Consider the following 14,451-nt stretch of genomic DNA (forward strand, 5'->3'; position numbering starts at 1 on the left):
GGGCGGTGGACTCGTCGGTATTGCATTGCACAAGGCCTTATACTTCACGCCTTTATGCGATCGGCCTTGGCGCGATGTATCTGATCCGTGGCATTCGACAACTTGCTTCGCGCCCGGCCGCCGTGCGCGCGGGGTCGGTTGCGACCATCGGCAATTTCGACGGCGTGCACCGCGGGCATCAGGCGGTCCTCGCGCGTGTGGTCGAACGCGCCCGTGCGCTGCGCCTGCCGGCCGTCGCCATCAGTTTCGAGCCGCATCCGCGCGAATATTTCGCGGGTCGCGGGGCGCCGCCGCGGCTGACCTCGCTGCGCTGCAAGTTCGAGCGCATGCGTGACGCCGGCATCGATGCACTGGCATTGCTGCACTTCGATTCGCGGCTCGCCGGTCTTGAGGCCGAGGCATTCGTACGCAGCGTGTTTTTCGACGGGCTCGGTGTCCGGCACCTGGTCGTCGGCGACGATTTCCGCTTCGGGCGCGACCGGCGTGGCGATCATGCGCTGTTGGTCGACAGTGGACGTCGCTACGGTTTCGAGGTGGAAGACACGCCAACGGTGCTGGATCAGGGCGAACGCATCAGTTCCACGGCGGTGCGTGATGCATTGGCCGAGCGTGACCTGGACCGCGCAGAACGACTGCTCGGCTGGCGCTATTCGCTCGGCGGCCGCGTCCGCCACGGCAACAAGCAGGGTCGCGAACTGGGTTACCCGACGGCCAATATCGGGCTGTATCGGAACCGCAGCGCGCTGGCGGGGATCTTCGCCGCGCGCGTGCATGGCCTGACGGACGGGCCGCGCAACGCCGTGGCGAGCCTGGGCGCGCGCCCGACGGTGGAGGACAGCGGCGCGGAACTGCTCGAAGTGCACCTGTTCGACTTCAGCGGTTCGCTGTACGGCGAGCGCATCGAGGTGGAATTTCGCGCCTGGCTGCGCGACATCGAACGGTTCGACAGCCTCGATGCGCTGAAACATCAGATTGACCGTGACGCGGCCGCCGCCCGACGTGTACTGGCCGGCTGACAAAAACAATGAGCGACTACAAACACACACTGAACCTTCCGCAGACCGCTTTCGCCATGAAGGCGAATCTCGCCCAGCGCGAGCCACAGATGCTCGAACAGTGGCGCGAGATGGGCCTGTACGCACGCATTCGGGCGGCGCGAGACGGTCGGCCACGTTTCGTATTGCACGACGGTCCGCCGTATGCGAACGGCGACATCCACATCGGGCATGCCGTCAACAAGGTGCTCAAGGACATCATCGTCAAGAGCCGTTCGCTCGGTGGTTTCGACGCGCCGTACGTGCCCGGCTGGGACTGTCACGGGCTGCCGATCGAACACACCGTCGAGAAGAAGATCGGCAAGCCCGGCGCGAAGGTCGATGTCGCGGCGTTTCGTCGCGCATGTCGCGAGTATGCCGCGAAGCAGGTCGAACGCCAGCGCATGGATTTCGAGCGGCTGGGCGTCCTGGGCGACTGGGGCGATCCGTACCTGACCATGGCGTTTCGTACCGAGGCCGACATCATTCGCGCACTCGGCCGCATCATCGAGCGCGGTCACGTCGTACGTGGCGAAAAGCCGGTGTACTGGAGCGTCGGCGGACGCTCGGCGCTGGCCGAGGCCGAGGTCGAATACGAGGACAAGAACTCGCATGCGATCGACGTGCGGTTCACGGCGGTCGATCCCGATATCCTCGCGGCGAAATGTGGTGCGGCCGGCGAGGGACCGGTCTCGGTCGTGATTTGGACGACGACACCGTGGACGCTGCCGGCCAACCGCGCGGTCGCGCTGAACGCGGATCTCGAATACGTGCTCGCGCAGGTCGACATCGACGGCGCCCCCGAGCGCATGCTCGTCGCGGCGGATCTCGCCGACGCGGTGTTTGCGCGCTATGGCGTGCCGTGGCGGGCGCTGGGTCGCGCGCCCGGCCGCGCGTTCGAGGGTCTGGAACTCGCACATCCGTTCTACCATCGGCACGTGCCGATCGTGCTCGGCGCGCATGTGACCACCGAAGCGGGCACCGGCGCCGTGCATACCGCGCCGGGGCATGGCGTGGACGACTATCTGGTGGGACTGGACTACGGCCTGCACGTCGACAACCCGGTCGGGCCCGATGGCCGGTTCGTGGAAGCCACACCGATCTTCGCCGGTGAATCGGTGCTCGAGGTCGACGGGCATGTCCTCGAGGTGCTGCGCAGTCATGGCAAGCTCGTGCATGCGGAAACGATCCGCCACAGCTACCCGCATTGCTGGCGCACGAAAACGCCGCTGATCTTTCGTGCCACGCCGCAATGGTTCATCAGCATGGAGGCCAATGGCCTGCGTGAAGCCGCGCGCCGCGCGATCGCCGAAGTCGAGTGGCTGCCGGGCTGGGGCCGTGCCCGCATCGAGGGGATGATCGACGGGCGGCCGGACTGGTGTATCTCACGTCAGCGTACCTGGGGCGTGCCGATTGCGGTGTTCGTCGACCGGGCGACGGGACAATTGCACCCCGAGACCTCGCGACTGATCGAGGCCGTCGCCGAGCGCGTGGAACGCGCCGGGATCGATGCCTGGTATGAACTCGACCCGCGCGAACTGCTCGGCGCCGACGCCGATCAGTACGAGAAGATCGAAGACACGCTGGACGTGTGGTTCGACTCCGGCGTCACACACGCAACCGTGCTGGAGCCGCGCGCAGTCCTGCATCGTCCGGCGGAGATCTATCTGGAGGGCTCCGATCAGCATCGCGGCTGGTTCCAGTCTTCACTGCTGACCAGCGTCGCGATGACCGGCGCCGCACCCTATCGCCAGTGCATGACGCATGGTTTCACGGTCGATCAGCGCGGCGAGAAGATGTCCAAGTCCAAGGGCAACGTCGTGCCACCGCAGCAGGTGGTCAAGACCCTCGGCGCCGACGTGCTGCGCCTGTGGGTGGCGGCGACGGACTATCGCACCGAGATGCGCGTGTCCGACGAGATCCTCACGCGCATGGCCGATGCCTATCGACGCATTCGCAACACCGCGAGATTCCTGCTTGCGAACCTCAATGGCTTTGATCCGGCCGTTCACCAGGTCGCGCCAGACGCCATGGTTGCGCTGGATCGCTGGGTCGTCGCGCGCGCCGCCGCGTTGCAGGACGAACTGATCGACGCCTATGAACACTACAACTTTCATCTGATCTACCAGAAGGTGCACAACTTCTGCGTAATCGATCTGGGCGGTTTTTACCTGGATGTCATCAAGGATCGACAGTACACGGCGCGTGCCGACGGCCTTGCCCGGCGCTCAGCCCAGACGGCGCTGTTCCATGTCTCCGAAGCTCTGGTGCGCTGGCTGGCGCCGGTGTTGAGTTTCACGGCCGAGGAGATCTGGCGCGAACTGCCCGGCCCGCGCGCGGAATCGGTGTTCCTGGCCGAATGGTATGCGGGCCTCGAGCCGTTCGCCCATCGCCATGGCGAAGTCGACTGGCACACGGTCATTGCACTTCGCGAGCCGGTCAAGAAGGCGCTCGAGGCCCTGCGCAAGGCCGGCGAGATCGGCAGTTCGCTGGATGCCGAAGTCCGCGTGTACTGTGACGGGCAGCGGCACAACACGCTGGCCGCGCTCGGCGACGAGCTGCGCTTTGCACTGATCACCTCGGCGGCCGCCGTTGCGCCTCTGGCGGATGCGCCAACGGACGCGATCGACGCGCGCTTCGATGACGATGGCGATGAACTCAGGCTCGTCGTGGCACCCAGCGATCACGCCAAATGCGTGCGCTGCTGGCACCGGCGCGAGGACGTCGGAACGCATGCGGCGCATCCGGAACTGTGCGGGCGCTGCGTGACGAACGTCGAGGGGCCGGGCGAAACCCGCGCGTTTGCCTGACAGGCTGTTGAAAAGAATATTTCAACAGCCTGTTAGCGCGAGACAGGGACGTCTCGCCCGAAAATCGAACACACAAGTGTTTGATTTTCGTGAGCAACCGAAAACCGCGCTTTTCGGTTGCGATGTTGAAAAGTCCATGGATGGGCCTTTTTCAATAACCTGCTAAGGGAGGTCGCGGCATGCTGCGTGCTGGGCTGATCGTCGCCGCGCTGGTCATCGTTGTCGATCGCCTGACCAAGATCGCCGCCGAACGCGGGCTGGATGCGGCCGCGCCACGGTCGGTCATCGAGGGGTTCTTCGATCTGCGTCTGGCCTACAATCGCGGCGCGGCGTTCAGCTTTCTGGCCGACGCCGGCGGCTGGCAGCGCTGGCTGTTCGTTGTGCTCGCGGTGGTGATCTCGGCGGTGCTGATCGCCTGGCTGCGCCGGCTCGGAACCGGTGAGCGGGTACGGGCGCTGGCGATCGCGTTGGTGCTCGGCGGTGCGCTCGGCAATCTGATCGATCGGCTGTCGACGGGCGCGGTCGTCGATTTCCTGCAGTTCTATTTCTGGGGCTGGCCGTATCCGGCATTCAATATCGCGGATTCCGCGATCACCGTTGGCGTGGTTCTGCTACTTTTCATGGAGTGGCGTCGGCCGGTTTCGGGTCGTGACGCCGAGGTCCGCCAGCGTGAGCAAGACCGCCCGACGCAGCACTGAATCCGCTCCCGATTTCGCGGCCCTGTTTATGGCAGCGGCCGATCCGTTTTTTGTACTCGACGGCACGGACATCCTCGCTGCGAACGCGGCTGCGCTGAAGCGGTTCGCCGCAGAGGAGGATAGTCTGGCCGGACGTTCGATCACCGACGTGCTCGACTGGGACGAGGCGGCCGGCGTCTCAAACGGGGCGCGCGCGCTCGAATATGCGCTTGCCCGTGATGATGTCACCGCGCTGACCCTGCAACTGCGTGGGACTGGGTCCGGTGGTGTCGAGCGGGTGATCGCGAGTATCACCACGGCCCCGGCCGCCGGGCGGGCCTGCCGCCTGCTGAGTGTGCGCCTGGCGCGCAGCCTGCGACCGGACCAGGGGCTGCTCGAGCAGATCGCCCGCGGGGTGTCTGCGACGACGGGGCAGGCGTTTTTTCAGTCGCTGGTGGAGACCCTCGCCCAGGCGCTGGAGGCCGATGTCGCGTTCGTCGGCGAAGTCGACGGCAACGCCGTGCAGACCGTCGCGGTGCAGGTCGACGCTGCACAGGCCGAGAACTTTCGCTATGAACTCGAGGGCACGCCGTGCGCCAACGTCATCGAGTCGCGGCCATGCTGTTATCCGGACCAGGTGGCCGCGCAGTTTCCCGCGGACGAAATGCTCGCGGATCTGGGCATCCGCGGCTATGCGGCCGAACCGCTCACCGGCGCCGATGGAACGGTGCTGGGCCTGATCGCGGTGCTGTACCGGCGCGAGATTCAGGCGCCGGATCTGGCCATGTCGCTGCTCGCGATCTTCGCGCGCCGCGCGGCGGCCGAACTCGAACGCCGCCGCTATACCCGCGCGCTGGAGGCCGCCGAAGAACGCTATCGCGCGTTCGTTGCCGCCAGCGGCGATGCAATCTGGCGCATGGATTTCGACCCGCCGATCGACACGCGCCTGCCGCCTGACGAGCAGGTCGATGCGATCTTTGCGCGTGGGCGCATTCGTGAGCACAACGATGCCTGCCTGAGCCTGCACGCACTCGGGTCGGATACGGATCTGTCGAAAATGACGCCCGCCATGCTGTTCGGCGATCACCAGGTGCGCGACCTCGTGCGAATCTGGATCGCCAACGCCTATCAGCAGCACGACTATCACTCGCAGGTCATCCGACGTGACGGCAGCGTGCGCTGGTTCGTGAGTTCGGCGCGAGGCACGATCCGCGATCTCCAGCTCACGCGGGCCTGGGGCGTCCAGCGCGATGCGACCGAACAGCGCGAGATCTTCGAGCAACTGCGGCACCAGTCCGAACACGATGCGCTGACCGGGCTCGCGAACCGGCAGCGTCTGCGCGAGCGTCTCGAACTGGCGGTGCTGTCGGCCCAGGCCAGCGGCGGCGGCGTTGCGCTGCTGTTGCTTGATCTCGATCGCTTCAAGGAGATCAACGACACCCTCGGACATCAGGCCGGCGACGAGCTGCTGGTTCAGATCGGCCCGCGTCTCGAGGCCGTGGCCTCGCGATACTCGGGGCTCGTCGCCCGGCTGGGCGGTGATGAATTTGCGCTGCTGATCGAAGGCGTGGCGAACGACGAGGAACTGCCCGCGCTCGCGCGCAATCTCGCGCGTGAGGTCCTGCGCGCCATGCGCCAGCCGCTGATGCTGCACGACAGCGGAGTCGAAGTCGGCCTGAGCATCGGTATCGCGCTGTACCCGCGCCATGCCGACGCTGCCGGTACCCTGCTGCGCTGTGCCGACGTGGCGATGTATCAGGCCAAGGGTGGCGTGCAGGGCTACGCGGTGTACCGCGCCGTGGCCGACCGGCATTCGCTGCGACGCCTGAGGTTGCTGGGGGATCTCGGCAACGGCATACGTGCCGGCCAGCTGGAACTGCATTTCCAGCCCCAGCTGAGGCCGCACGACCAGTCCGTGCGGGCGCTCGAAGCGCTGGTTCGCTGGCGCCATCCGAAGTTTGGTCTGGTGCCCCCGGACGAGTTCGTCGGGCTCGCCGAGGCCGGCAACCTGATCCGGCCGCTGACGCTGTGGGTGCTCGATCGCGCCGCGCAGGCCGCGGCATCGCTGGCGCGTCAGGGGGCGGCGATTCCGGTTTCGATCAATGTCTCCACGCGGATGCTGCTCGACGGCGGCTTTGCCGCGCAGCTGCGTGCCGCGCTGGAACGTCACGGGGTCGCGCCGGCGCAGCTCGAACTCGAGATCACCGAGAGCGCGCTGATTCACAACCAGCGTCAGGCACGCCAGTCCGTCGAACGGATCGCGCAGATGGGGCTGCCCATCGCGATCGACGATTTCGGCACCGGCTTCTCGTCGCTGGAGTTTCTGCGCGGGCTGCCGCTGGCGGCGCTGAAGATCGATCAGGCCTTTGTGTCGAACCTGCCGGAGAGCGATCCGGACTGCGTGATCGTCGAGACCGTGACCGCGCTCGGTTCGGGGCTGGGACTGGAAGTCATCGCCGAAGGTGTGGAGACCGAGGCGCAGGCCGCCATGCTGACCGGCATCGGTTGTGACGCGCTGCAGGGTTATCTGATCGCGCGACCGGGTCCGCTGCGTTCGCTGGCGCCGTGGCTGGCGCAGCATCTCGGTTCAGGAGTCGCTGGCGAGCCGGCAGGAGACAGAGTCCGCAAATCGTAGGGCGTGGGGTTTGTCGACCTCGACCTCGGCCCATTGCACGCGCGCAAACCCGGTGACGATCTCGAGCACGTCCGCGGTGAGCTTTTCCAGCAGTTCAAAGCGGCCGTCTTCGACATGATCGATGATGGCCTTGGTGATGTCTCGATAGTTGACCGCCGAATCCACTTCGTCGCGCGTGATGCCGGTGTCGGCCGCGTAGCGCAATGCCACGTTGATCACGACATCCTGCGGTTTGTCTAGTTCGTGCGGGCTGAAGCCGATCAGCGTGCGCAGCCGCAGGTTCTTGATGCGGATCGTTACGTTCATTCGTGCACGAGGGTCAGAAACTCCTGTCGCGTGCGCGGGTTGTCACGAAACGACCCGAGCATCATGGAGGTCTTCATCACGGAGTTCTGCTTTTCCACGCCGCGCATCATCATGCACAGGTGCTTGGCCTCGATGATCACGCCCACGCCCGCGGCGTCGGTGATGGACATGACGGTCTCGGCGACCTGCTTGGTGAGGTTCTCCTGAATCTGCAGGCGGCGCGCGTACATGTCGACCAGACGTGCGATCTTCGACAGCCCGATGACCTTGCCGCGCGGCAGATAGGCCACATGGGCCTTGCCGATAAAGGGCAGCATGTGATGCTCGCACAGCGAGTAGAGTTCGATGTCCTTGACCACGACCATCTCGTCGTTGCCGGAATCGAAGATCGCGCCGTTGACGACCTCATCGATGCTCTGATGGTAGCCGCGCGTCAGGAACTCCATCGCGCGTGCGGCGCGCTGTGGGGTCCTGGTCAGGCCATCCCGGGACAGGTCTTCGCCGATTCCAGAGATCAGTTCGGAATACAACTGGGCGAGGCGGTCTGGATCATTCATCGGATGCGGGCCGGGCGGCGGCGCGTAGCGCGCGAGGGCAGGGATTATGCCATGACCACCCCCGGTGGCCGTGGTAAGCTCGACGGATGAATGTCCCCCAGGCGCCGGACGCGGCGCTGCTCGATCTGGTCAATGCCGCACTTGCCGATCTCAAGGCCGTCGATGTGCGGGTGATCGATGTGCGTGACCAGACCACGATGACCGACCACATGGTCATTGCCAGTGGCACCTCCGACCGGCATGTCCGGGCGCTGGCCGAGAATGTCGTCGTGGAGGCCAAGCACCGCGGGTTTCCGCCCATCGGGGTCGAGGGTGAATCCCATGGCGAGTGGGTGCTCGTCGATCTCGGCGACGTGATCGTCCACGTCATGCAGCCGCGTATCCGCGACTACTACAACCTCGAGCGCTTCTGGGCACCGTCGGAAGAAGCCGAGGAAAAGGCGCCCGCCACTTCGCATTGAGGGGCTAGGCCGTCCCGGCCGGCCCGAGCGACGCTCCCCTTTGCCAGCGGAAACGCTGACCCGATCCGCGTCTCCGTCAGCGATGCCGGTGGTGCCGGTGATGATGGCCGTGGTGGTGGTAGGGCCACAGGAACGGATCGAAGGCCCAGAAATAGAACGGGTAGAACCCGTAGCCGACGCCAATGTGCACATCGACGTCCCGCGCGTAGTGGCGCGGTTCCTCCGGCCACAGGTAATGGCGGCTGGCGATCAGCACCGGGTATGCGTAGCTGTGTTCACCGACCTGCCCGTGCTCGATCTGCGAGAACGCGCCGATCAGGGTCAAATCGCGGCCGGGCCGGTATACGGCCGGGTCCAGAAAGCCGTCGACGTAGGCCACGAAACGGCCTTCCCCCGCGCTGTCCGGCACCGGCTCGCCCGTTTCGTGCAGCGGCAATGCGAGCACCTCGAAACGGGTGCGTGTGGCCAGGGTTTCGACCCCGAGAATCTCGCCGCCCCAGCGCGCGGCACGCCCGGCGAAGCGTTCCGGCGCGGCCCGCGCCGCGGCCAGTTCGAGCGCATCGGTCGGCGTCTCGCCCAGTTCCGGCGGGGCGGTGGCACAGCCGCCCACAAGCGCGAGCAGGGCGGGCGCGAACACTCGGAGCAGGCTGGATCGGCAGCGCATGAACCCTTCGACCGCTCGTAAACTCGGGGTGTTCCGCCATAATGACGCGCGAATGACCTTCCACTTGGAGCAAACATGGCCTCGAATGCGGACGAACTGACTGTGAACTGGGAGGAGAACGGCCGCCAGGTCGTGCGCGAGCTCGACAAGCGCATCCTGTCCAAGGGTGCGTGGGCAACGGTGATCTTTCGTTACAGCGACTGGGACGGACGCCGTGACGACTGGGGTCCGGAGAAATTCACGATCCGTCGCTACCAGAAGCGCAATGGCGAGTACCGCCAGCAGTCGAAGTTCAACATCTCCAGCCGCGACCAGGCGCAGTCCATCATCGAGGCCCTGCAGGGCTGGCTGAAGGAATGACCGGAACCGCTGCGCGGCTGTGGTCCTGGCTCGGGGCCGGGCTCGACACCACGCGGCCGCTGGAAAAGTTCGTCGCCGCGCTTGGCGGGGCGGTCGCGATCCTCGCCGTCTGGTGGATGGCCGACCGCTTCGCGCACCCGGCGTCCGCGCCGCTGCTGGTGGCCTCGATCGGGGCGTCCGCGGTGCTGCTGTTCGCCGTTCCGCACGGGCCGCTGTCGCAGCCCTGGCCGCTGGTCGGCGGGCACCTGGTTTCGGCGCTGGCCGGTGTGACCGCGGCTCGACTCGTCGCGGAGCCGACGCTTGCTGCGGCACTGGCCGTGGGCGTGGCGATCGGCGCGATGTATGTGCTGCGCTGCATCCACCCGCCCGGCGGCGCGACCGCGCTGTATGCCGTGATCGGCGGACCGGGTGTGCACGGTCTCGGGTACGGATACGTGATCGATCCGGTGCTCGCGAACGTTGGCGTGATCCTGTTGATCGCCGTGGCGTTCAACTATCCGTTTCGCTGGCGGCGCTATCCGGCGCGCTGGGCGCGCAGCGTTGACGCGGAAACGCAGGTGGTCCAGGCGCCGCTGGATATCGATGCGGGCGACCTGCGATGGGCGCTGGAACGCGCGGGATCGTTCGTGGATATCGACGTGAACGATCTCGTCGACATCTATCGCGATGCGCGTGCCCATGCCCGCCAGAGTCAGGTCGATCCGGTTCATGTATTGCCCGGGCGCTATTTCTCCAATGGCGACTACGGTGAGCAGTGGGCCGTGCGCCAGGTCATGGGCGACGCTGGCGATGCACCGCCGGTGGGTGAAGACCTCGTGATCTACCGTGTCGTTGCGGGCCTGGGTCGTCGGCGTACCGGCACCTGTTCGCGCGCGGAGTTCGCGGCCTGGGCACGGCATCGCGTGTATCTGGACGAAAACACCTGGCGCCGCATGGCCCCCGATACGGCAGATACCGCGGCGACCGAGCGCGCCGGGTCGATCAGTCGCCCCTAACTCGAGACCGGGACGTCTCGCCCGAAAATCGAAGATGCAAGTGTTTGATTTTCGTGAGCAACCGAAGACCACGCTTTTCGGTTGCAACGTTGAAAAGGCCATGGATGGGCCTTTTTCAACAACTTGGTAGTGCAGGGTTGTGCGCCGATGTTTCCGGAAATGGCTCGCGTCAGCGGGGCATCCCGATGGACCGCAGCCAGTAGGGTGCGTACGGTGCACCGTTTAGCCAGGGGCATGCAGCCATTTCAGGAAATCTGCCCCCGTACCCGACAGGAGGGTCATCGCATGTCACATCGAAAACTGTCAGCCTTGGTGGTTCCGTTCGCGTTGTCGACGGCGTTGGCCGGTGCGGAACCGGACCCGGCGCCAACGGAACCGCCGGCCGCACACTCCGGCGCGGTCGGAACCGAGGTCACAGCCAGTGGAGTTCGATTCAGAACCGAGGGGTTCGGTGGCGCGCTGTGCTGGATTTTGGTGAAAAACACCACCGGCAAGAGCGCCTACATCACCTGTGCGCGTACCGACGGCGGCACGTTCAACGACAACTACTGCGCGCAATGGGTGCAGACCTATGCGCCGCAGATCAGTCAGGAGATTGCCGACCGACTCGACGTGGGGTTCGAAAATGGCGAAGAGGTCTACGCCAATCCTAACGGGAATGGCAACGTGAAGATGTATCTGGCGAAGTAGTGACCAGGGAGGCGTCCGGTCAACCGCTCATTTGCGTTGAACCGCCAAGGCGCCAAGCACGCCAAGGGGTTTTGTAGGGGGCGCACTGCGCGGCGTGGGCGTCAAACGGTTCTTTGATTGAACCCCAGCTTGGCAGGCTGTTGAAATTCACTTTTCAACAACCTGTTAGGGAAACTCTGATCAATTCAGAGTTTCCCGTGGCACAGGGACGTGCCACCATTTTCAATGTGCGTAAGCCATTGAAAATGTACGATAACGAAATACCGCGCTTTTTCGTTTTCGTCGCTCTGTTAATCCAGGATGGATTAATCAGAGCTTCCTTAGTAGGGTGCGCATCGCGCACCATGAGGATATTTCCCGCGCTTCTATTGGTGCGCAGTGCGCACCGTACAGAGGCGGGGTCTATGCGTGCCGCGCCCGCGATGGAATCGCGGCATCAAACATCCAGCATCAGCTTGCGCGGCTTGCGCATGCCGGCGATCTTGCAGGCGACCTGTCCATAGCCCCTCGGGAACAGCGCGTACAGATACCTGCGCGTCGCGCGTTCCGGCCCCCAGTTTTCGGCGAGATGTTTGAGCAGCGTGCGGGCTTCGGGCACGGAGTCGTTGCGCTCGAAGTGTTCACGGATGTAGGCGATGATCTCGCGATGTTCCTGCGTCAGCGGCTGATCCGCCTCGGCCGCGATTTCATCGGCGAGTTCCGGATACCAGTCGTGGACATCGAGCAGGAAACCTTCCTCGTCGCGCTCGATTTCCGAAAGACGGCGGCGGTGGTTCTGGTCTGACCCGGCCGGTTTCCGCGCTAGGCTCGCCGGCCCGTCCCCGGTGTGCTCAGGCAGATCACAGGGAACCTCGTACACGGCCATGATCTCGCGCAGTTCGGCGAGCACGACGCTGCGCTGTTCCGCGGCGAGGCCGCTGGTTTCAGCCAGAGGATCACCGCGCTCCAGCCGTTCGATGATCTGGTTCACGCGCGAGCAGCCCAGCGCGCAGATCGTCTCGACCGCGTGCAGGACATCGGGATCCCTGCTCATCATGCGCGGTTGCCCTCGAGCAATGCGCGCAGACTTGCGGGCAATGGCTCGGGTTTCACGGCCTCGTAGTCCATCCATACGACGGTTGCGTGACCGATGGCGAAGATGCGCGCGGGGTCCTCGCGTCCGGCGAGCCGGTGCCAGACATGGAAACTGGTGCGCCCGACCTGCGCGGTGAACAGATCGACGGCGGTCGACGCCGGGTACGTCAGTGCCTCGATGTAGTCGCAGGAGGCGCTCACGATGATGGGGCCGTAGTGGCCATACCCGGTCAGTGATTCGGCGAGTCCGTTGGTTTGAAACCAGCCCGCGCGGGCCTGTTCGAAATAGCGGAAATAGGCGACGTTGTTGACGTGACGAAATGCGTCCATGTCGCCCCAGCGCACCTCGATCGGTTCGCGGTGCAGCAGGATGGCGTCGGCCGGAATGGTGATGCGGTCGGTCATGAACGGATGCCTCGCCCGGTGCGCAGCAGATGCAGACTGTAGGCGCCGAGCGCCGCGACGAACAAGCCCGTGATCAGGAATGAATGTCCGAGATCAATGTCGGAAGTGCCGATCAGGCCGAACCGGAACGCGTTGACCATGTACAGGATCGGGTTCGCGAGCGAGACGTCCTGCCAGAACGGCGGCAGCATCGACACCGAATAGAACACCCCGCCGAGATAGGTCAGCGGTGTGAGCACGAAGGTCGGGATGATCGAGATGTCGTCGAAATTGCGCGCGAACATCCCGTTGATGAACCCGGCGAGCGAGAACAGCACCGAGGTCAATACCACGATCGCAATCGTAACCAGTGGATGCGCCATGCCCAGCGGGCTGAAGATCAGCGACACCAGCAGCACCGCGATGCCGACTGTGAGGCCGCGCGCAAGCCCGCCCGCGACAAATCCGCCGAGGATCACGTAACCCGGCACGGGCGCGATCGCCATCTCCTCGATGTGGCGCTGAAAGCGTGCGCCATACACCGACGAGACGACGTTCGCGTAGCTGTTCTGGATGACCGTCATGAGAATCACGCCGGGCACGAGAAAATCCATGTAGCGGAAGCCGTCGATGTCGCCGATCTGCGAACCGATCAGCTGGCCGAAGATGATGAAATACAGTGCCGTCGTGATCATCGGCGGCAGCACGGTCTGGATCCAGATGCGTGCGAACCGCAGGATCTCGCGTTCGACGATCGTCTGGAACGCGACAAGCTGTTCGGCGGCGGTCATGCGGCCTTGTCCCGCGATCCGGCGCTACGGCCGGCATCGAGCCGGTGCAGGAACAGCTGTTCCAGACGGTTGGTCTTGTTGCGCAGGCTCAGCACGCGGATGCCGCGCCGGTCCAGCGCCGCGAACAGTTCGTTGAGCCCGGTGCGTTTCGGCACGACCGCCTCGAGCGTATCCGCGTCGATCAGGCTCAGGGTGTGGTCGGCGAGTTCCGGCAGTGTCTGCGCGGGTGCGGCGAGATCGAGCACGAAGGTCTCGTGGTCGAGGGTCGCGAGCAGTGCACGCATGTTGGTGTTCTCGACGATCGTGCCGTGGTCGATGATCGCGATGTTGCGACACAGGCGTTCGGCTTCCTCGAGATAGTGCGTGGTCAGGATGATCGTCGTGCCGCGACGGTTGATCTCGCGCAGAAACTCCCACATGGAATGGCGCAGCTCGATGTCCACGCCGGCCGTGGGTTCGTCAAGGATCAGCAGTCTGGGTTCGTGCACCAGCGCGCGGGCGATCAGCAGCCGGCGTTTCAGTCCGCCGGAGAGGTTGCGCGCCATCTCCTTGCGGCGGTCCCACAGCCCCAGGCGCTCGAGATATTCCTGCGTACGGGCCCAGGCCATGCGCCGCGGGATGCCGTAGAACCCGGCCTGGTGCACGACGATCTCGCCGATCGGCTCGAAGACGTTGAAATTGAACTCCTGCGGCACCAGCCCAATCGTGCGTTTGACCGCGGCGGGTTCGCTGTCCAGATCGTGGCCGAGCACACGCACCGTGCCGCCGGTCTTGTTCACGAGCGATGCAACGATGCCGATGGTGGTCGACTTGCCGGCGCCGTTCGGGCCCAGCAGCGCAAAAAAATCCCCTTCCGCGACATCCAGATCGATCCCGCGCACGGCGGCGTTGCCGTTCGGGTAGGTCTTGCGCAGATCGCGGATTTCCAGGGCGGAAGATGGGGGCATGGGCGACGCCAGCAGTCGCAATGTCGAAACAACAGTGTAAATGACCGGCGGCCGGTCGGGCAGGCA

Annotated in this window: 15 protein-coding genes; 8 read left to right on the forward strand and 7 right to left on the reverse strand. The window is 65.0% G+C overall.

Translation table 11 applies throughout. The features are described from left to right. Positions 1–74 precede the first annotated feature (74 nt). The 4 genes from KDG50_07475 (at position 75) to KDG50_07490 (ending at position 7,156) form a co-directional block, all read left to right on the forward strand. Entirely contained in the window at positions 75–1,016 is a 942-nt protein-coding gene (locus KDG50_07475) for a bifunctional riboflavin kinase/FAD synthetase (protein MCB1865257.1), read from the forward strand. 8 nt (positions 1,017–1,024) lie between these two features. Continuing rightward, a complete protein-coding gene (ileS, locus tag KDG50_07480) occupies positions 1,025–3,844 on the forward strand; it encodes an isoleucine--tRNA ligase (GenBank protein ID MCB1865258.1) in 2,820 nt (939 codons plus the stop codon). Positions 3,845–4,023: 179 nt separating this feature from the next. Further along, positions 4,024–4,542: a lipoprotein signal peptidase gene (locus KDG50_07485; protein ID MCB1865259.1), complete on the forward strand. Its 519-nt coding sequence runs from the start codon at positions 4,024–4,026 to the stop codon at positions 4,540–4,542. Continuing rightward, positions 4,514–7,156, forward strand: a complete 2,643-nt coding sequence (locus KDG50_07490) for an EAL domain-containing protein (GenBank protein MCB1865260.1) — start codon at positions 4,514–4,516, stop codon at positions 7,154–7,156. Before KDG50_07485 ends, KDG50_07490 begins: the two co-directional genes overlap by 29 nt. Here KDG50_07490 and folX read toward each other — a convergent pair. Both folX and folE read right to left on the reverse strand, forming a co-directional pair. Next, entirely contained in the window at positions 7,109–7,462 is a 354-nt protein-coding gene (folX, locus tag KDG50_07495) for a dihydroneopterin triphosphate 2'-epimerase (GenBank protein MCB1865261.1), read from the reverse strand. The genes KDG50_07490 and folX overlap by 48 nt on opposite strands. Then, a complete protein-coding gene (gene folE, locus KDG50_07500) occupies positions 7,459–8,019 on the reverse strand; it encodes a GTP cyclohydrolase I FolE (protein MCB1865262.1) in 561 nt (186 codons plus the stop codon). Before folE ends, folX begins: the two co-directional genes overlap by 4 nt. Positions 8,020–8,105: 86 nt before the next feature. Between folE and rsfS the strand changes: the two genes are divergently transcribed. Then, positions 8,106–8,480: a ribosome silencing factor gene (gene rsfS, locus KDG50_07505; GenBank protein MCB1865263.1), complete on the forward strand. Its 375-nt coding sequence runs from the start codon at positions 8,106–8,108 to the stop codon at positions 8,478–8,480. Positions 8,481–8,556: 76 nt separating this feature from the next. On the opposite strand, the gene KDG50_07510 is transcribed toward rsfS, so the two are convergent. Continuing rightward, entirely contained in the window at positions 8,557–9,144 is a 588-nt protein-coding gene (locus KDG50_07510; protein MCB1865264.1) for a Slp/YeaY family lipoprotein, read from the reverse strand. 75 nt (positions 9,145–9,219) lie between these two features. Here KDG50_07510 and KDG50_07515 point away from each other — a divergent pair, with 75 nt between their 5' ends. From KDG50_07515 to KDG50_07525, 3 genes are all read left to right on the forward strand, one after another. Beyond that, positions 9,220–9,504, forward strand: a complete 285-nt coding sequence (locus KDG50_07515; protein MCB1865265.1) for a hypothetical protein — start codon at positions 9,220–9,222, stop codon at positions 9,502–9,504. Further along, positions 9,501–10,499 (forward strand): HPP family protein, encoded by a 999-nt coding sequence (locus KDG50_07520; GenBank protein MCB1865266.1) that lies wholly within the window; start codon positions 9,501–9,503, stop codon positions 10,497–10,499. Before KDG50_07515 ends, KDG50_07520 begins: the two co-directional genes overlap by 4 nt. 285 nt (positions 10,500–10,784) lie before the next feature. After that, positions 10,785–11,189, forward strand: coding sequence for a hypothetical protein (locus KDG50_07525; protein ID MCB1865267.1), 405 nt, complete (start codon positions 10,785–10,787; stop codon positions 11,187–11,189). 436 nt (positions 11,190–11,625) lie between these two features. Here the strand turns inward: KDG50_07525 and KDG50_07530 are convergent, their stop codons facing one another. From KDG50_07530 to KDG50_07545, 4 genes are all read right to left on the reverse strand, one after another. Next, positions 11,626–12,054 (reverse strand): TusE/DsrC/DsvC family sulfur relay protein, encoded by a 429-nt coding sequence (locus KDG50_07530; protein ID MCB1865268.1) that lies wholly within the window; start codon positions 12,052–12,054, stop codon positions 11,626–11,628. 167 nt (positions 12,055–12,221) lie between these two features. Further along, positions 12,222–12,668, reverse strand: a complete 447-nt coding sequence (locus KDG50_07535; protein MCB1865269.1) for an acyl-CoA thioesterase — start codon at positions 12,666–12,668, stop codon at positions 12,222–12,224. After that, entirely contained in the window at positions 12,665–13,438 is a 774-nt protein-coding gene (locus tag KDG50_07540) for an ABC transporter permease (GenBank protein ID MCB1865270.1), read from the reverse strand. Before KDG50_07540 ends, KDG50_07535 begins: the two co-directional genes overlap by 4 nt. After that, entirely contained in the window at positions 13,435–14,385 is a 951-nt protein-coding gene (locus tag KDG50_07545; protein ID MCB1865271.1) for an ABC transporter ATP-binding protein, read from the reverse strand. Before KDG50_07545 ends, KDG50_07540 begins: the two co-directional genes overlap by 4 nt. Positions 14,386–14,451: the final 66 nt, after the last annotated feature.

This window comes from Chromatiales bacterium (genome assembly GCA_020445605.1).
In the GTDB taxonomy this organism is placed as follows: domain Bacteria; phylum Pseudomonadota; class Gammaproteobacteria; order JAGRGH01; family JAGRGH01; genus JAGRGH01.